The organism is Haloferax sp. KTX1 (assembly GCF_902410085.1).
Classification (GTDB): Archaea; Halobacteriota; Halobacteria; order Halobacteriales; family Haloferacaceae; genus Haloferax; species Haloferax massiliensis.
The window spans coordinates 11895-29250 of record NZ_CABPRH010000021.1; the positions used below are offsets into that span (position 1 = coordinate 11895).

A 17356-nucleotide genomic window follows, 5' to 3' on the forward strand; every position below is an offset into this window, starting at 1 on the left:
GACCGTCGCCGTCGCAGAACTCAGTACGTATCTTCAACACTATATGCTCTCGCCGGATGGGGTCAGATATGGGAAAGCGCATCCTCCTGCTCGGAGCGCCGGGCGCAGGTAAGGGCACACAGTCGAAGCGACTCGCCGAGACCTACGGCGTCGAACACGTCACCACCGGCGACGCGCTGCGCGCGAACAAGGACATGGAGACCGAGTACGGGACGCCCCGCTCGTTCATGGAGAAGGGCGAACTCGTCCCCGACGCGGTCGTCAACGAAATCGTCGAGGCCGCGCTGGAAGACGCCGACGGCTACGTCCTCGACGGCTACCCGCGGAACCTCTCGCAGGCGGAGTACCTCACCGAGATCACCGACCTCGACGCGGTCATCTACCTGCGGGTCGCCGAGTCCGAGCTCGTCGAGCGCCTCACCGGCCGCCGCGTCTGCGACGACTGCGGCACGAACTTCCACGTGAAGTTCAACCAGCCCGAAGAGGAGGGCGTCTGCGACGACTGCGGCGGCGAACTCGTCCAGCGCGACGACGACACCGAAGAGACCGTCCGCGAGCGCCTGTCGGTGTTCGAGGAGAACACCGAACCCGTCATCGAGCACTACCGCGACGAGGGCGTCCTCGTCGAGGTCGACGGCGAACGGACCCCCGACGAGGTCTTCGAGGACATCCGGTCCGTCGTCGACGACGCCTGAGCGCGGGTTCGACGCGCGAACCCCCTCATCGACGCAGTTCGACGCGACGTTTTTCACCGACCGAGACGCGACCGTCCGCACCGCCGCCGGCGCACTCGCTGTCGTCCGCAGAGTAAAACCTTGATAACAGCCGGTTGCTAAAGAGCCGGTAATGGCACGAATCGAATCTCGGGTGCGCGACCTCGTCGGCTCCGACGCCGACATGCGCGCCGCCGTCGAGACCGTCCTCGACAGGGCGGACGACGGAGAAGTCGAGTGGGCCGACGTTCGCGACGAGCTCACGAGCGGCCAGTGGGGTCGCCTCATCGAGAAGGGTATCCTCGTCGACGGCGACGAGGGGTTCCGGCTCGCCGACGTGGGGGAGACCCGCGCCGGCCTCGAAGACGACACGTCCGGCTCCGGCGGGTCGTCGTCGTCCTCGTCGACCGACGTCGACACCGGCGACTCCTCGTGGTCGAAGTACGACAAGGGCGCGGCCGTCGTCACGGTCGGCCTGTTCCTCGGCTACTCCGTCTCCGAGGTCCGAAACGTCATCGGCGGCGTGATGGACGTCGTCCTCGGCCCGGTCGCGGGGATGCTTCCGTTCTACGCCGTCGTGATGGTTCTCGCGCTCGCCACCGGCCTCTACTCCACGCTCCTGCAGGCGAACCTCATGGACATGGAGAAGATGGGCAAGTACCAAGAGCGGATGAAGAACATCCAACAGCGGCAGAAGGACGCCAAGGAGCGCGGCGACGACGCGGAGCTCGAAAAGATTCAAGAAGAGCAGATGGAGGCGATGGGCGACCAGATGGGCATGTTCAAAGAGCAGTTCCGCCCGATGGTCTGGATCATGTTCCTCACCATTCCGGTGTTCCTCTGGATGTACTGGGCCATCGGCGTCGGCGGCAACGCCCAGCCACACATCGACGCCGGGACCATCGTGCTCCCGCTCGTCGGCACCGCCGAGTGGACGCAGGGCGTCCTCGGCCCCATGCAGGCGTGGATTGTCTGGTACTTCCTCTGCTCGATGGGCTTCACCCAGATCATCCGCAAGTCGCTCAACATCGACATGTCGCCGTCGGCGTCGTAAGCCGGTTCGGGCGACAGTCGACCCGGTCGATTCGACTTGAATCGAATCGACGCGAAGTAACTCGCTTTCTCTCCGTTTCCGACGCTCGCCGGCCGCGAGAATCTCCCTCGAAGCCGCCACGATACCCGTGAGAAGCCTCCGCAGGGGCCGTCGGCAACGATAACACCTTTTAGCCGACCGCACCCAGCATGGATATGTTACTGACCGTCTCCGGACCACCGGGCAGCGGGAAGAGTACGACCGCCGCCGCGCTCGCCGAGGCGTTCGACCTCGAACACATAAGCGGCGGGGACATCTTCCGCGAGCTCGCCGCCGAGCGCGACATGACCGCCGTCGAGTTCAACAAACTCGCCGAGGAGGACGACCAGATCGACCGCGACCTCGACCGCCGCCTCCGCGACATCGCCCTCGACCGCGACGACGTGCTCCTCGAATCCCGACTCGCCGGCTGGCTCGCCGGCGACGCCGCCGACCTCCGCTTCTGGCTCGACGCCCCCGTGGACGTCCGCGCCGAGCGCATCGCCGACCGCGAGGACAAAGCGCCCGACATCGCCCGCGAGGAGACCACGACCCGCGAGGCGAGCGAGGCCAAGCGGTACGACGCGTACTACGACATCGACATCACGGACCTCTCTATCTACGATATCGCGCTCAACACCGCCCGCTGGGGTCCCGACGAGGTCACGGCCGTCTGCGTCGCCGCGGTCGACTCCTACGACCCCGAGGCCGACGAGGGCAAATACCCGGTCGAAGGCGTCCGCTACGACTTCTGACCATGCTCCGAGACCCGCCCGAACGCCGGAGCGTCGACGACCTGCTCTCGTTCGGCGTCGTCAACCTCGACAAGCCGCCGGGGCCGTCGGCCCACCAGGTCACCGGCTGGGTCCGCGACATGGCCGACGTCGACCGCGCCGCCCACTCGGGGACGCTCGACCCGAAGGTGACCGGCTGTCTCCCCACGCTCCTCGGCGACGCGACCCGTATGGCGCAGGTGTTCCTCGAAGGTTCGAAGGAGTACGTCTCCGTGCTCGAACTCCACGGACCCGCGCCGGCCGACATCGACTCGACCGTCGCCGAGTTCGAGTCGAAGCTCTACCAGAAGCCCCCGCGGAAGTCCGCCGTCTCGCGCCGGCTCCGCGTCCGCGAAATCTACGACCTCGACCTCCTCGAAGTGAGAGACAGACAGGCGCTCCTGCGCATCCGCTGTGAATCGGGCACGTACGTCCGAAAGCTGTGTCACGACCTCGGCCTCGCGCTCGGCACCGGCGGCCACATGGGCCACCTCCGCCGGACCGCGACCGACCCCTTCGACGACGCGGACCTCGCGACGCTCCACGACCTCAGAGACGCCCTCGCGTTCGCCGCGGAGGGCGACGAGTCGTGGCTCCGCGACGTTGTCTCGCCCGCCGAACGGGCGCTGTCGCACCTCCCGTCGGTCACGATTGCCAACAGCGCCGCCCGCGAAGTCGCCAACGGCGCGCCCGTCTACGCGCCCGGCGTCTTCGACGTCGACGCCGACGCCGCCCGCGGCGATCTCGTCGCCTGCGTCACCGACGACGGCTCCGCGGTCTGTCTGGGCGAACTCGTCGGCGACGCCGACGCCGACTCGGGGACGGTCGTCTCGCTGGAGGCCGTGTTGGTCTGAAGCGGGGTCTACTTTCTCCGGCGCTTTCTGTCCGCGTCCGCGAGCGTTTCCGCCTGCTCGTTGACCGAGGCGACCTCTCGCTTCGCGTCCGATTTGTCGAGGTCGTAGACGTAGCGCCACGACGCCAGCGGGTAGCCGTGCGACTCCTCGTCTCGGTCCGCGGCCGGTTCGGACCCGCCGCCGCGACGAATCGACCACCATCGGGCGGCCGCGACGCCCAGCGCGATGAGGACGAGGAGCAGCACGACGAACGGGAGAAGGGCGAGCGGGAGGCTCTGGAGGGGCAGGGCCATACGTCGACGTTGTCCGCGGAGCGACAAAAGCGTACCCGCGGCCGGTGCCACCGACTCGGAGCCGTCCGAACCGCACGACGCCGATGCCAAACCGTGGCACGGCAGACCCTCGCGCCGCCGCGACGAAACGAAGGGCTTAACCGCGAGACACGCATCCGTTCGATTGCACCCCGGGACCGTGGGGTAGTGGTATCCTCTGCCGATGGGGTCGGTAGGACCTGAGTTCGACTCTCAGCGGTCCCACTTCTTACGTTCGTGGATTAACATTACTGGGAGTACAAGAGTTCTCTGTACATTTTGCACACAGATATTATCTGGAAATAAAACCCCACTTAAAAAGCCACTCTGAGGGGTGGTCCGCGTGACCCGCGAGACCCCCACGTGCGGTCACGTTTCAGCGGAATTCGTCACCTCGGACGCTAGCGACGCCGTCGCCTCCGCGGTTGAAGTACACGGGCTCGTATCTCCTTGCGACCGAGAGCCGACTGGCGGGTGTCGCTTCAAACCGTATTATGCTCACAAACGAGGATAATCTCCGCGTCTTTTCCGTAGTTTGCGCCCCGAGCGTCGCAGTACTCTTTCGTCACCTCGTAGCCCGCGGTTTCGAGCAGGGACACGACCTCGTCCCGATCGAACTCAACGACGACCTCTCCGTCGTTGCGCACCGCGTGATGCTCGACGACGAGTCTCTCCGGCGGTTGACCGATGCCAGCGAGGGAACGAAGGATGGAGAACTCCGCCCCGTCCGCGTCGATACCGAGGACGTCCGACTCCGCAACGTCGGAGACCGGAACGACGTCCGCGTTACCTTTGTTCGAGCGTAAAGAGACGTCGTCGCCGACGACCGCGTGTCGAATCTGCGCGTTCTGCACGTCGTTCAGTTGGAGCGTTCTGCGCCCCGCTCGGACCTGGTCTTCGCCGCCTTCGTACGTGGTCACGAAGCCGTCCGGCCCGACCATCTCCGCCGCGCTCACCGTCGAGACGCCCTCGCCACCACCGATAAGCGTGACTTCGGAACCAGCGGAACAAACGTCCGAGAGCCCCCTGACGTACTGGTATTCATACGCGGGTTCGTCGTTGACGACGAACTTCGTAACAGCGTCCGGGAGCACCTCGTCGGTCCAGATCGTCTTCGACTCGACACGGACGCCGTTTAACGTCGCGTTCCGACCACTCGGTCGGAACGGGGCCGTCAACTGTTGGTATATGATCGCGGGTATGTCGGCGTTCATAGGACGACTCAGACCCTGTTCGGTATAGTACTATGTGTGAATTTACGAGAGTTGAGAACGACAGCCGCGTTCATCGAACACCGCCACCGCCGGACTGACCGACCGGCTATTCGCCGACCGCCTCGCAGACGGCGAGAGGGTGGGGACTCAAAGAGGTAGCCACCGGACATCGATGAGCCACGACGTTCACTCCCCGTAAAACAGATACGAGAACGACAGAAACGCCAGCGCCGACCCGACGAAGAACGTAATCAGTCCCAGCGGCGTCCCCGGTCGCAGCGACCCGACGAACACCGCGGAGACGCCGCCGACGAGCGCCGACCCGAACAGGAGGAACGCGCCGCGTTGCCACTCTTCGACGAATTCGACCATCGTCCGTTCAGCCATACGACAGCTTTCGCGGCGGCGGACAAAAGCCTCGTGGCGACTCCGAGACCGACGCGGCGGGATTCCTCTCCACACCCATGCAACGACGCAAAAAACGGCCGAGAACCGCTATTCAGGTCGAGACGGCATCGCAGGTCCAGCCGGGGTCGGTGCCCGTCCGCCGGATGAGGTCCGCGCGGCACGCCGGACAGTAGTCGGGGACCGTCGTTTCGCCCCGCGGGACATAGACGCCACCGCCGCATTCCACGCACGCATCGGCGACGACTGTCGTGCAGTCCGCACACAGGTTGAAGTCGTCAACCGTGAGGTCGCGCAGCACTTCGAGCTTTTTGTCCAGGATGTACTCGTCGATAACCGCCTGACAACTGTGGCACGGCTTCATAGCGATACAGCGTGTCAATTGTGACCATGCCTCATATACCTGTCGTCGGAGGAGTCTCTTGTCGCGGAATTTCAGTCGGGGGAGACCCCTTCCGGGGACGGGAACTGCCACGGATGGGCGCGGTAGGCGCTAGCGCGCCCGATGCGAACGTGATTCACAGAATACATAAGTAACTCGGTGACGAGTTACTATTTGCTGCTGTCAGAGGCACATCGGGGTGACGAACGGATTCGTTTGTCCTCCACACCACCCATTCTCCCGCGTCTCTCGGTTCGAGCGGTATCCACGTCGCCTCGGCACCGGGGGGCGTCCGAAAGCGACTCTCAACGCCGCGCGCCCGCGTCGGTGCGGGCGTCTCCGTATCCCCCTGAGAGCATCGCGTCCGCCGCCCGATGGACTCCCACGAGAACGACCACGCTTGCGACGATAGTCGCGACCGACCGCGGCGTCGAGAGCAGGCCAAGCGAGACGATGAGCGTCGTCGCGCAGGCCGGCGGATGGACCGCGTCGAGTTCCACCATCCCCCAACTCGTCGCGGCGACCGAGAGCGCCGCGCTCGCGACGAGCCGAAGCGTGTCAGTCGACGCGGCCGAGAGCGACGGGTCGAGCGTCGCGCCGGAGGCGACGAGCGCGTAGGCGGCGAAGCCGACGACGGCACCGACGGCGTGGCCGACGACGATGCGGGTCGAACGAGCGCGTCCGCTGCGCCGCCGGAACGCGAGGACGAACGCCGTGGGGCCGAGGCTCGGGAAGACGAACGGCTCCCCGGTGGCCCACGCGATGCCGCCGAGCGCGGCGACGAGCAGGCCGGCGGAGAGCCCCGTTTCGAGACCGCGCCGGGACATAGGACACGCTCTGTCGGTGTCGCGTGAAAACGTTGTCTGATTCGGGCGAGCCGAAGGGAACGCCGACGACGCCAAGAGCCGCCCGGAAGCGACGCCGACGGGCGAGGTAAGCCTAAATCCAGCCCTCTTGAGCGAGCAGTTCGCCGTTGAGAACGGAGGCACCGGCCGCGCCGCGAATCGTGTTGTGCGCGAGGCAGTTGTACTTCACGCCGTGTTCGGTGGCCTGGATGCCGCCGGCCGAGATCTGCATCCCGTCGCCGCGGTCGCGGTCGAGACGGGGCTGCGGGCGGAACTCGTCCTCGAAGACGTGGATGAGCCGTTCGGGCGCGCTCGGGAGGTTGACGCCGGGGTACTCGCGCATCGCGGCGGCGACGTCCTCGGGGGAGGCGTCGTCGGCGAGGTCGGCGAAGACGCTTTCGAGGTGGCCGTCGAGCGTCGGGATGCGGTTACACGAGGCGTTGACCTCGGCGTCGTGGAGCGCGACCTCCGCGCCGTCGAACGAGCCCAGAAGCTTTCGGGACTCCGTCTCCATCTTCTCGTCTTCGCCGCCGATGTGCGGGATGGCGTTGTCGATAATCTCCATCGAGGTGACGCCGTCGTAGCCCGCGCCCGAGACCGCCTGCAGGGTCGTGACGTCGACGCGTTCGAGGCCGAACTGGTCGAGCGCGGCGAGCGTCGGGACCATCGTGATGGTCGAGCAGTTCGGGTTCTTCACGAGCGCGCCGTCCCAGCCGCGCTGGTCGCGCTGGACCTCGATGAGGTCGAGGTGCTCCGGATTGATCTCCGGAATCGTGAGCGGCACGTCGGGGGCCATACGGTCGTTCGAGGAGTTCGAGGAGACGACGTAGCCCGCTTCGAGGAACGCGGGTTCGACCTCGGCGGCGACCGACGACGGGAGCGACGAAAACAGGAGGTCGATGTCGTCGGGCACGGCCGCGGGGTCGGTGCTGCCGACTTCCATCGCGGCCACGTCGTCAGGGATGGGCGTGTTGACGCGCCACTTCGCGGCCTCGTCGTACCGCTTGCCCGCGCTCTGTTCGCTCGCGGTCAGCGCCGCGAGTTCGAACGTCGGGTGGTCGTCGAGGAGTTGGATGAATCGCTGTCCGACTGCGCCGGTTGCACCGAGGATGCCGACTCGTACTGCCATTACCCGTGTCGTAGTGTGGCACACGCATAAGGCCGTTTGGATTTGAACCAGTATTCGCGGCTGATAGTGCCAGAGAAGTGTAAGCTCGGGCGTTCTATCACGGTCGAACACGTAAATCGTCGTCTGTCGAATCGACCACCGACGTGCGTTGGGAAAATCGATAGAATAACGTGCGGTTCCCTGAAAGACTACCGCAAATGTTCAGCAAGGTTCTCGTCGCCAACCGAGGCGAGATCGCGGTGCGCGTCATGCGCGCCTGCGAGGAGTTAGGAGTCCGGACCGTCGCCGTCTACAGCGAGGCGGACAAACACGGCGGACACGTGCGGTACGCCGACGAGGCGTACAACATCGGTCCCGCCCGCGCGGCCGACTCCTACCTCGACCACGAGTCGGTCATCGAGGCCGCGCGGAAGGCCGACGCCGACGCCATCCACCCCGGCTACGGTTTCCTCGCGGAGAACGCCGCGTTCGCCCGGAAGGTCGAGGAGTCCGAGTTCAAGTGGGTCGGCCCGTCGGCCGACGCCATGGAGCGCCTCGGCGAGAAGACGAAGGCCCGCTCGCTCATGCAGGACGCCGACGTGCCGGTCGTCCCCGGCACGACCGAGCCCGCCGACTCCGCCGACGACGTGAAGGCCGTCGCCGACGAGTTCGGCTACCCGGTCGCAATCAAGGCCGAGGGCGGCGGCGGCGGCCGCGGCCTGAAGGTCGTCCACTCCGAAGGCGAGGTCGACGAGCAGTTCGAGACCGCCAAACGCGAGGGCGAGGCGTACTTCGACAACGCCTCCGTCTACGTCGAGAAGTACCTCGAAGCGCCGCGGCACATCGAGGTGCAGATTCTCGCCGACGAGCACGGCAACGTCCGCCACCTCGGCGAGCGCGACTGCTCGCTCCAGCGCCGCCACCAGAAGGTCATCGAGGAGGCCCCGTCGCCGGCGCTGTCCGACGACCTCCGCGAGCGCATCGGCGAGGCCGCCCGTCGCGGCGTCCGCGCCGCCGACTACACCAACGCCGGCACCGTGGAGTTCCTCGTCGAGGACGGCGAGTTCTACTTCATGGAGGTCAACACGCGCATCCAGGTCGAACACACCGTCACCGAGGAAGTGACGGGTCTCGACGTGGTGAAGTGGCAGCTGCGCGTCGCCGCCGGCGAGGAACTCGACTTCTCGCAGGACGACGTGGACATCGAGGGGCACTCGATGGAGTTCCGCATCAACGCGGAGGCCCCCGAAAAGGAGTTCGCGCCCGCGACGGGCACGCTCGCGACCTACGACCCGCCGGGCGGCATCGGCGTCCGCATGGACGACGCCGTGCGTCAGGGCGACGAAATCGGCGGCGACTACGACTCGATGATAGCCAAGCTCATCGTCACCGCCTCGGACCGCGAGGAGGTCCTCGCCCGCGCCGAGCGCGCGCTCGCCGAGTTCGACATCGAGGGGCTTCGCACGGTCATCCCGTTCCACCGCCTCATGCTCACCGACGAGGCGTTCCGTGAGGGGAGCCACACGACGAAGTACCTCGACGAGGTGCTCGATCCCGACCGCATCCAGGCCGCCGTCGAGCGCTGGTCGCCCGAGGCCGTCGCCGACGATGACGACGACGACGAGGTCACGGAGCGGACCTTCACCGTCGAGGTCAACGGCAAGCGCTTCGAGGTCAGCCTCGAAGAGCGCGGCGCGCCCGCCATCCCGGTCGGCGACGCCTCGGCGAAATCCAACTCCTCCGGGCCGCGCAAGCGCCGCGACGACGGCGGCGACGACGACGCCCAGCAGGTTATCGAGGGCGACGGCGAGTCCGTCACCGCCGAGATGCAGGGGACCATCCTCTCGGTCGAAGTCGAGGAGGGCGACGAGGTCGAACCCGGCGACACCGTCTGCATCCTCGAAGCCATGAAGATGGAAAACGACGTGGTCGCCGAGCGCGGCGGCACCGTCTCGCAGGTCCTCGTCTCCGAGGGCGACAGCGTCGACATGGGCGACGTGCTGCTCGTCCTCGAATAGTCTCGGGGCCTCGGGACCGACGCTCGAACCGCGAACCTCTTTTCCCGTGCGGCGGTACCGGCCTCCATGAGCGATACGCGACGCGCCCTCCTCGACGCACTCGCCGCGGGCCCCGTCTCCGGGCCCGACCTCGCCGACCGACTTGGCGTCTCCCGCGCCGCGGTCTGGAAACACGTCGAAGCACTCCGCGACGAGGGGTTCGGCGTCGAGAGCGCCGACGGCGGCTACGTCGTCACCGACGTCCCCGAATACGGCGGTCCAGCAATCGAGTACGGCCTCGGCGTCGACTACGACGTGGAGTTCCACGAGACGCTCGACTCCTCGAACGACCGCGCCCGCGAACTCGCCGCCGAGGGCGCGAGCGACGTGGTCGTCGTCGCCCGCGAGCAGACCGCGAGCCGAGGCAGGAAACGCCGGGAGTGGTCCGCACCGGACGGCGGCGTCTGGATGAGTCTCCTCGTCCGTCCGGACGAACCGCCGGCGTACGCCCCGCTGTACACGCTGGCGATGGCCGTCGCCGTCTGTGACGCGGCGCGCGAGGCCGGGGTTGACGCGAGCATCAAGTGGCCGAACGACGTTATCGTGAGCGAAGCGAACGATAACCCGTCGGGCGCGTCAGCGTCCGACGGTGTCTCCGCGAGCGAAGCGAGCGGAGGTTCACCGGCTCACGCCGGTGGCGTTGCCACGAGCGAAGCGAGTGGCAGTTCGTCTGCGAACGCAGACGGTATTTCCGCGAGCGAAGCGAGTGGCAGTTCGAAATCCGACACGCCCGCAGACGCCGACACGCCCGCCGACCGCGGCTACCGGAAGCTCTGTGGCATCCTCACCGAGATGGAAGGCGAGGCCGACCGCGTCTCGTGGCTCATCATCGGTCCCGGAATCAACGTCAACCTCGACCCCGCGGACCTCCCCGAGGGCGCGACGAGCGTCGCCGCCGAGGCCGGCCCCGTCGAGCGCCGCGTGTTCGTCCAGCGGGTGCTCGAACGCTTCGACGAACTGCGCGGCGACCTCGACGCCGTGCTGCCGGCGTGGCGCGAGCGGGCGGACACGCTCGGCAGGCGGGTCCGCGTCCACACCGCGAGCGGCGTCATCGAGGGAGAAGCAGTCGATATCGAACACCCCGGCACGCTCGTCGTCCGAACCGGCGAGGGCGAAAAACGAGTCCACGCCGGCGACTGCGAGCACCTGCGCCCGGCCGACGTCGGGCGCTGAGGCCGCGACCGGACCCGCGCCGCCGGTCGGCTAGTCGCTATTCCGCTACTCTCCGCCGTCGGCAGTCGCCGTCGAGTCTGCGGCCGCGTCTGCCTCCGCGGGCGACTCGGCCGCGGCCTCGCCCGGCACCTCGACGGCGCGCTCGTCCGCGTCGTCGTCGCCGCCCTCGATGCGGACGGTCAGGACCGGGACTTTCGACGCGCGGACGACTTTTTCGGCGACCGACCCGAGGAGGAGGCGGTCGATGCCGCCGCGCCCGTGGGTTCCCATCACGATGAGGTCGCACCCGCCGCGCTCGGCGAACTCGACGATTTCGCGGCTCGGCGTCCCTTCGAGGACGTGCGTCTCGACGGGGACGCCCTGCGACTCGGCCGCGCGCTCGACTTGGTCGAGCGCCGACTCGGCGTCGGCGCGCAGCATGTCGTCGAGCCCCTCCCACGACGATTCCATCGGGAGCCCCGCGAAGCTCCCCGCGTTCACCACGTACACCCCGTGGAGTTCCGCATCGTGGACGGCCGCTAACGCCGCCGCGTGGACCGCGACGCGCTCGGAGCCGGCGGAGCCGTCGATGGGAACGATGATTCGGTCGTACAACACCATGACACTTGATAACATTTTCTCGGGGTCGGTAATAACCCTTTGCTACGGGAGGAGTACTGCGAGAATAGGTCTGCCCCGTACGCGCTCTGCGGCCCGTCGGGTGCAGATTCCGGAAGCGGGGGGTCGTCCGAACTCAGAGGTACACGTCTTTCACGTCCGCCTGCCCGGCCCGCCGGACGACGGCGCGGACCACGTCTTCGACGCCCGCGAGGTTGTCCGTGTCGCCGTCGAGGACCAGAAGCTTGGCGTCGCGGCCCTCCTCGACGAGGCCGTAGTTCAGCCCGGCGATGTCGGCCCCGTTGACGGTCGCCATCCGGAGGACTTCGGCGGCCGACACGTCCGCCAGCTTGGAGGTGAACTCCATCTCGCGGAACATCGAGGGGCTGTTGAGCATCACGTTGTCCGTGCCGAGCGCGACGGTCGTGCGGTCGACCAGTTCGCGAATCGGCGCGACGCCCGCGTCGGTGACGAGGTTCGACCGCGGGCAGACGACGATGGGTATCTCGCTGTCCTCGACGCGTTCGAGGTGGAGCGCCTCGGGGTGGACCATGTGGACGAGGAAGTCCGGTTCGAGGTCCAACGCGGCGTTGATGTCGTGGGCGTCGCGCTCGCCCGCGTGGATGCCGAACAGCTTTCCGGCGGCCGCCGTCGCGTTCCGGAGCGCGCCGAACTCGCCGTCCCGCGCGCCCGACGCGCCGAAGCCGTCGGCGATTTCCATCGCGTCCGCGGTCTCGCGGCCGAGGACGACCGCCTCGATGTCGCGGCCGTCGAGCGCCCGCCGGATGACGTCGACGCCCTCGACGCCGCCCTCGCGGAACTCAAGACAGGCCGCCGTGCCGCCGGCCTCCATCATCCGGAGCGACCGGTGCATCGCGGCGGCCTTCTCCTCGGTGCTGGCCGCGCGGAGCAGTCGGTGTTTCAGGCCGTCCGGCGGCGCGACGAGGTCGTCGAGCGACAGCCCCTCGCCGGCCTCCTTGGCGATGGAGTCGCCGAGGTGGGTGTGGGCGTTGACGAACGCCGGGAGGATGATGTCCGTCGAATCGGTCGCCGTCTCCTCGACTGCGGTTATCGTGCCGTCCTCGACGACGACGCGCCCCTCGACCGGGTCGAAGTCGCGGCCGCGGAGTATCGTACCCTCGAATTGCATCGCTCTCGACTGCGTCTCGGCGGTGCTTGAACCTCCCGTCTCGGGACGGCGGCTACTCGAACTCGTCGAGCGTCGCGTTGAGGCCGCTTCTGACCTCGGCGACGAGCGCGCCGCCGACGTCGAGACCGAGCACGTCCGCGGCCGCGCGGCCGACCCGCTCCGTCTCCTCGCGCGGGGCGTAGACGCCGAGTCGCCACTGCTGTTCCTGTGCGGTCCGGAGCGCCTGCACGAGCGGCGATTCGCGTTCCAACTGCCGAATCTCGCCGTTGACCATCACCCGCGACGACGACTCGGTCATCGACGGGCGCGAGGGCACGTCGAGGATGACGGACTCGGGCGACACGTCGGCGGCGTCGGCGATGTCCCGCTCGAACGCCGCGAGCGCGTCGTGTTCGGCGTCGATAACCGAGTCGGGGACGTTCGGCAACTCCGCCCAGACCGCGCGCTTGTAGAGGTCGCGGGTGGCCAGTCGCTCGGCGAACCCCTTCGTCGAGTCGGTGAGTCTGAGCGCGACGAGCAGGTCGGGGTCGTCCATCCGGCGAAGCTCCTCGGCGTCGATGTCGGGCTCTTCGAGCAGTCGCTCCGACGCGCGCCGGAGCATCGCCTTCGAGATGCGCGCGACGTGGTGCTGGTAGACGGTCGGGTTCATGAGCGCCCGGGCGAGAAGCAGGGATTCGGCGGTCTGGACGTTCCCCTCCGCGAGGACCAACTCGCCGTCGACGAACGTCAGCTCTCGAATCAGGCGCTCGTGGTCGATGGTGCCGTAGGGGACGCCGGTGTGGTGGGCGTCGCGCACGAGGTAGTCCATCCGGTCGACGTCCAACTCACCGGAGACGAGTTGGCCGAACTCGCCGTCGCCCTCGACCAAGGCGGCGACCCGCTCGGGGTCCAGTCCCTCGGCTTCCAGCGTCTCACCGACGGTCCCGCGGGCAACGAGTTCCGCCACGTCGTCGTGGTACTTGCCGGTGTGGCGGTGGGTCACGTCCTCGATGTTGTGGCTGTAGGGGCCGTGGCCCACGTCGTGGAGGAGCGCCGCGGCCTCGACGTGGGCGGCGGCGTCGCCCTCGATGCCGAGATGCGAGAGGGCGCGGGCGGCGAGGTGGTAGACGCCGAGGCTGTGTTCGAACCGCGTGTGGTTCGCCGAGGGGTAGACCAGCTGGACGGTTCCCAACTGCTTGATGTGCCGGAGTCGTTGCATCTCCGGCGTATCGAGGAGGGCTTCGGCCGCGCCCTCGACCTCGATGTGGTCGTGGACGCTGTCCTTGATGGTCGTCATCGTGGGTGAATCGGCCGCCATCGGTGAAAAAGGGTCGGACGGGTGGGGGCCGGTTCTCCGCGTCTCAGACGGGCGTCGTCACGCGAACCGGGAGCCCGAGTTCGTCCACGGCGGCCGCGGCCACCTCGTCGCGGACGGCCTCGGGCGCGTAGACCCCGAGTCGCCACTGCGTCCGTTCAGTCGACCGGAGCGCGCCCACGAGTTCCGAGGCGTCTTCGAGGCGTCGAACGACGCCGCTGACGACGACGCGCGACCGGGACTCCTTGATTCGCGGCCGCGACGGCGCGTCCACGATGACCGACTCGGGCGGCACGTCGGCGGCGTCGGCGATGTCGCGTTCGGCCGCCCGCGTCGCCTCGAAGTCGAGTTCGACCACGTCGGTCGGCACGGCGTCGATGGGGGCCCAGACGGCCCGCTTGTAGAGGTCGCGGCGCTCGATTCGGCGGCCGAGGTCGGGCACGCGCTCGCCGAGCGCGACGAGCAGGTCGTGGTCGGCCATGCGGACGAACTCCTCGATTGGCACGCCGTCGTCGACGAGGCGCTCGGAGGCGCGTTCGAGCATCGCGCCCGCGATGCGAGAGACGTGATGGCGATAGACGGTCGCGTTCATGAGCGCCCGCGCGAGAAGGAGCGATTCGGCGGTCTGGACGTTCCCCTCGGCCAACACGAGTTCGCCGTCCCGGTACCGGAGTTCGCGGACGAGGCGGCCGTGGTCGATAGTGCCGTAGGGGACGCCGGTGTGATGGGCATCGCGCACGAGGTAGTCCATCCGGTCCACGTCCAACTCCCCGGAGACCAACTGGCCGAGGCCGCCCGCGCCGTCGACCATGTCGGCGACGCGGTCGGGGTCGAGACCGTGGTCGGTCAGCACGTCGCCGACCGCGGTCCCGTCGAGCAGGTGGTGAATCTCGTCGTGGTCGCGGCCGGTCCGCCGGCGGATGAGGTCCTCGGTCTGGTGGCCGTAGGGACCGTGGCCGATGTCGTGGAGGAGCGCCGCGGCCCGGACGTGGGCGGCGCGGTCGCCGTCGACGCCGAGGTGCGAGAGGGCGCGGGAGGCGAGGTGGTAGACGCCGAGGCTGTGTTCGAACCGCGTGTGGCTCGCCGAGGGGTAGACGAGCCGGACCGTCGAGAGCTGTTTGATGTGTCGAAGCCGCTGGAACGCGGGCGTATCGACCAGTTCGGCGGCCACGGGGTCGAGCGAGATGTAGTCGTGGACGCTGTCCTTGACGGCGGTCATAGCGGGTGTTGCACGAGAGGAGTCAAATAGCCGAGCATTCGGGTCGGCGCAGGGGAGGTGATGGCCGCCCGTACGACCGCGGGTCCCTCTGTGCCGCCCCGCCTCACCGTTCGGGGAACTGCCCGACGACCCGCTCCGCCTGTAGAAACAACGACGATTCGACGAACCTGGGTTCGTCTTTAGGCCACGTAGTGTGACGTCACACTACGCTTTTCAACAAGCGATGCTAGTAGTCATTCATGAGCAGTGAGTCGGTAGACGCTGAAAGCAAGGTGTCTGGAAACCAAGCGAATATCCCCGCTCGAATTCGTCGAGAACTGGGGATTGACGATGGGGACCGACTCCGTTGGCATCTCGAAGAGGACGGAAGTATCCGAGTGCAGGTTATCCAACAACGGAGTGGAACGTTTGCGGATTTTGATGGGTATGACGGTGAAGAAGAAACAGATGCCACCACGGACCATGACGCGTGGGGCGTTGAGACAGAATAGATGCCACGGGCGCTAATCGACACGAGCGTCTTGTTTGCTGCTGCGTACCGTCGAGACGGGATGCACACCGACGCTCGACCGATTCTTCAGGGGATCGATGACGCGTCGCTTCCAGAAGCAGTCGTTCTTGATTATGTTTTAGCAGAGACGCTCAATGGGCTAACGACTCACGCCGGACACGGTTCTGCAGTGGACTTCTTAGCTCGACTTGAGGAGAACGCACGATTCCACATTGAGTCTGTGAACTCCGATGCGTTTGCGACCGCAAAGGCACTCTTCAGACGTCACCGCCAACTCTCGTTCGTCGATGCCTGTATTGTTGCGTATATGCAGACCCGGGGGTTGGGATATCTCTACGCGTTTGACGATGACTTTGATGCTATAGACGATGTCTACCGGCTCGATACTGCCACAGACCCGTACTCTCCGAACTAACCACGGGACTCTGTTGAAGGCCTCAGTTGCTGATCGTTTGATGACGTGCTGAATACAGTACGCGAGTCGGTCATGGTAACTTGCCGGCCCCCGGTCGTCCGAACCGGTGGCTAGAGAGCTACTCTTCAATCGTGAGTGTATAACTCCACTCAAACGCTTCCCATGTCGTGTCCGCTCTACCTTTCGGCACAAATGATTCGGTAAAGCGGTGTTCCCCTGCGGGAAGACAGCCCATATCTTCGGGTCGATTACTCACCCACTTGTCCATCGTGGCCTCCAATATTTCCCGCTCCGGGTAATGCAGTACAGTGTATTCGGTCTGAATGCACTCTCCCGCATCGAGTGACTGCCATCTAAGCACGTCAGGAAGACCGAAGTAAACAAGATTCGTCTGCCAGCACCCCTCGACCGGTCGGTCCGGGATAATCTGTTCGTCCGTTCCGAAGACGTGTTTCTGTACCTGACGGTCGCTCGGAATGAGAACAAGCCATCCTTGGCCTTCACTCCAAATACTGGAGTACGGCTGGATTGCGCCGAAGCCAACCGTTTGCTCTTCGGAGGAACGATTCTCAAGTGAACCCCGAATCTGGGCAGGAGCATCGGACGAGAAATCGCGTAGCTTCTCCATACTGAGCCGGAAGGGTTTCTTGCTGGGTTGAGAGCCTTCAGTAACCGTGATACGGGGGTAGCGCCCAGTAGCCATAGAAAACAACGACGCCCCAATCAAGTAACATTATTGAACCGATTTTGGCGAAAGCAGTACGCTAAGAAAGTGGTTGATACGAGTCCAACTGAACGAGAGGTTTAGGACATTGTCTGTGAATAGAACCGCTCTGTCATGCTGAACTCTCTCCAAGTCTCGCACGCCGGCTCTATCAGATTCTGCGGAGTTCAACGAAGTTCCTGTCGCACGATGGTGTCGGTGGTTCGACCGCCCACAAACCGTTTCACTCGGGGGCGACGAGACGCCGATATGACTCTCCGGTCAGCACTCGGAAACGCCGTCGGCTACGCCCTCCTCGGCTTCGCCTGTCTCTCCGTGGTCTTCGCGGGCTACTGGGCCGCGATGAGCGCCCTGACCGGCGTGACAGCCGGGCGCGTGATGTTCGTCGTCTCCGGCCTCGGGGCGGCCGTGACGACCGGCTTTTCGGGCTACTTCGTCAGGAAGGCGGTCGCCGGACAGGTGATGCCGTCGGAGTTCGACGTGTCGGTGGCCTATCGCGGCGGTCCCTGACGAGCGCCCCACGGGCCCCCCTGCCCCGC

At 66.5% G+C, this 17356-nt stretch carries 20 protein-coding genes and 1 tRNA gene; 10 read left to right on the top strand and 11 right to left on the bottom strand.

The features are described 5' to 3' along the window. Positions 1-68: 68 nt before the first annotated feature. The 4 genes from FY251_RS20130 to FY251_RS20145 all read left to right on the top strand — a co-directional run bounded on the left by FY251_RS20130 (position 69) and on the right by FY251_RS20145 (position 3412). Positions 69-695, top strand: coding sequence for an adenylate kinase (locus tag FY251_RS20130; protein ID WP_148416761.1), 627 nt, complete (start codon positions 69-71; stop codon positions 693-695). 151 nt (positions 696-846) lie between these two features. Beyond that, the gene (locus FY251_RS20135) at positions 847-1767 is read left to right on the top strand and encodes a DUF106 domain-containing protein (protein WP_148416762.1); all 921 of its coding nucleotides are present in this window, start codon (positions 847-849) and stop codon (positions 1765-1767) included. 194 nt (positions 1768-1961) lie between these two features. Next, positions 1962-2540 carry a (d)CMP kinase gene (gene cmk, locus FY251_RS20140; protein WP_148416763.1) on the top strand — a complete coding sequence of 193 codons (579 nt, stop codon included), beginning with the start codon at positions 1962-1964 and terminating at the stop codon, positions 2538-2540. 2 nt (positions 2541-2542) lie between these two features. Continuing rightward, the gene (locus FY251_RS20145; protein ID WP_148416764.1) at positions 2543-3412 is read left to right on the top strand and encodes an RNA-guided pseudouridylation complex pseudouridine synthase subunit Cbf5; all 870 of its coding nucleotides are present in this window, start codon (positions 2543-2545) and stop codon (positions 3410-3412) included. Between the two features lie 8 nt (positions 3413-3420). Here FY251_RS20145 and FY251_RS20150 read toward each other — a convergent pair whose 3' ends face one another. Beyond that, positions 3421-3705, bottom strand: a complete 285-nt coding sequence (locus tag FY251_RS20150) for a hypothetical protein (RefSeq protein ID WP_148416765.1) — start codon at positions 3703-3705, stop codon at positions 3421-3423. 172 nt (positions 3706-3877) lie between these two features. On the opposite strand from FY251_RS20150, the gene FY251_RS20155 reads away from it, so the two are divergent. Beyond that, positions 3878-3948: transfer RNA gene (locus FY251_RS20155), tRNA-Pro, on the top strand. Between the two features lie 257 nt (positions 3949-4205). Here the strand turns inward: FY251_RS20155 and FY251_RS20160 are convergent. From FY251_RS20160 to asd, 5 genes are all read right to left on the bottom strand, one after another. Further along, positions 4206-4937 (bottom strand): hypothetical protein, encoded by a 732-nt coding sequence (locus FY251_RS20160; protein ID WP_148416766.1) that lies wholly within the window; start codon positions 4935-4937, stop codon positions 4206-4208. Positions 4938-5123: 186 nt separating this feature from the next. Beyond that, entirely contained in the window at positions 5124-5324 is a 201-nt protein-coding gene (locus tag FY251_RS20165) for a hypothetical protein (RefSeq protein WP_148416767.1), read from the bottom strand. A gap of 112 nt (positions 5325-5436) precedes the next feature. Next, positions 5437-5706, bottom strand: a complete 270-nt coding sequence (locus tag FY251_RS20170) for a hypothetical protein (protein ID WP_007274626.1) — start codon at positions 5704-5706, stop codon at positions 5437-5439. A gap of 323 nt (positions 5707-6029) precedes the next feature. After that, positions 6030-6551 carry an HPP family protein gene (locus FY251_RS20175; RefSeq protein ID WP_089781427.1) on the bottom strand — a complete coding sequence of 174 codons (522 nt, stop codon included), beginning with the start codon at positions 6549-6551 and terminating at the stop codon, positions 6030-6032. A 112-nt stretch (positions 6552-6663) separates the two neighbouring features. Further along, the gene (asd, locus tag FY251_RS20180) at positions 6664-7698 is read right to left on the bottom strand and encodes an aspartate-semialdehyde dehydrogenase (RefSeq protein WP_148416768.1); all 1035 of its coding nucleotides are present in this window, start codon (positions 7696-7698) and stop codon (positions 6664-6666) included. 197 nt (positions 7699-7895) lie between these two features. Here asd and pccA point away from each other — a divergent pair, with 197 nt between their 5' ends. Together pccA and FY251_RS20190 are read left to right on the top strand one after the other, a co-directional pair. After that, on the top strand, positions 7896-9695 hold the full coding sequence (gene pccA / locus FY251_RS20185) for a propionyl-CoA carboxylase biotin carboxylase/biotin-carboxyl carrier subunit (protein WP_148416769.1): 1800 nt from the start codon (positions 7896-7898) through the stop codon (positions 9693-9695). Positions 9696-9761: 66 nt separating this feature from the next. Continuing rightward, entirely contained in the window at positions 9762-10907 is a 1146-nt protein-coding gene (locus FY251_RS20190) for a biotin--[acetyl-CoA-carboxylase] ligase (RefSeq protein ID WP_148416770.1), read from the top strand. 45 nt (positions 10908-10952) lie between these two features. Here the strand turns inward: FY251_RS20190 and FY251_RS20195 are convergent, their stop codons facing one another. From FY251_RS20195 to FY251_RS20210, 4 genes are all read right to left on the bottom strand, one after another. Beyond that, positions 10953-11507: a universal stress protein gene (locus tag FY251_RS20195; RefSeq protein WP_148416771.1), complete on the bottom strand. Its 555-nt coding sequence runs from the start codon at positions 11505-11507 to the stop codon at positions 10953-10955. 133 nt (positions 11508-11640) lie between these two features. Next, positions 11641-12654 (bottom strand): amidohydrolase family protein, encoded by a 1014-nt coding sequence (locus tag FY251_RS20200; RefSeq protein WP_148416772.1) that lies wholly within the window; start codon positions 12652-12654, stop codon positions 11641-11643. A gap of 52 nt (positions 12655-12706) precedes the next feature. Then, positions 12707-13930, bottom strand: a complete 1224-nt coding sequence (locus FY251_RS20205; RefSeq protein ID WP_148416773.1) for an HD domain-containing protein — start codon at positions 13928-13930, stop codon at positions 12707-12709. 64 nt (positions 13931-13994) lie between these two features. Further along, positions 13995-15167, bottom strand: coding sequence for an HD domain-containing protein (locus FY251_RS20210; RefSeq protein ID WP_148416774.1), 1173 nt, complete (start codon positions 15165-15167; stop codon positions 13995-13997). Positions 15168-15406: 239 nt separating this feature from the next. Here FY251_RS20210 and FY251_RS23225 point away from each other — a divergent pair, with 239 nt between their 5' ends. Continuing rightward, complete coding sequence (locus tag FY251_RS23225) at positions 15407-15658, top strand: AbrB/MazE/SpoVT family DNA-binding domain-containing protein (RefSeq protein WP_148416775.1); 252 nt, start codon at positions 15407-15409, stop codon at positions 15656-15658. Beyond that, positions 15659-16093 (top strand): type II toxin-antitoxin system VapC family toxin, encoded by a 435-nt coding sequence (locus tag FY251_RS20220; RefSeq protein ID WP_148416776.1) that lies wholly within the window; start codon positions 15659-15661, stop codon positions 16091-16093. It begins immediately after the preceding gene. Positions 16094-16211: 118 nt separating this feature from the next. Here the strand turns inward: FY251_RS20220 and FY251_RS20225 are convergent, their stop codons facing one another. Further along, the gene (locus FY251_RS20225) at positions 16212-16721 is read right to left on the bottom strand and encodes a hypothetical protein (RefSeq protein ID WP_255516765.1); all 510 of its coding nucleotides are present in this window, start codon (positions 16719-16721) and stop codon (positions 16212-16214) included. A gap of 345 nt (positions 16722-17066) precedes the next feature. Between FY251_RS20225 and FY251_RS20230 the strand changes: the two genes are divergently transcribed. Next, entirely contained in the window at positions 17067-17327 is a 261-nt protein-coding gene (locus FY251_RS20230; RefSeq protein ID WP_148416778.1) for a hypothetical protein, read from the top strand. Positions 17328-17356: the final 29 nt, after the last annotated feature.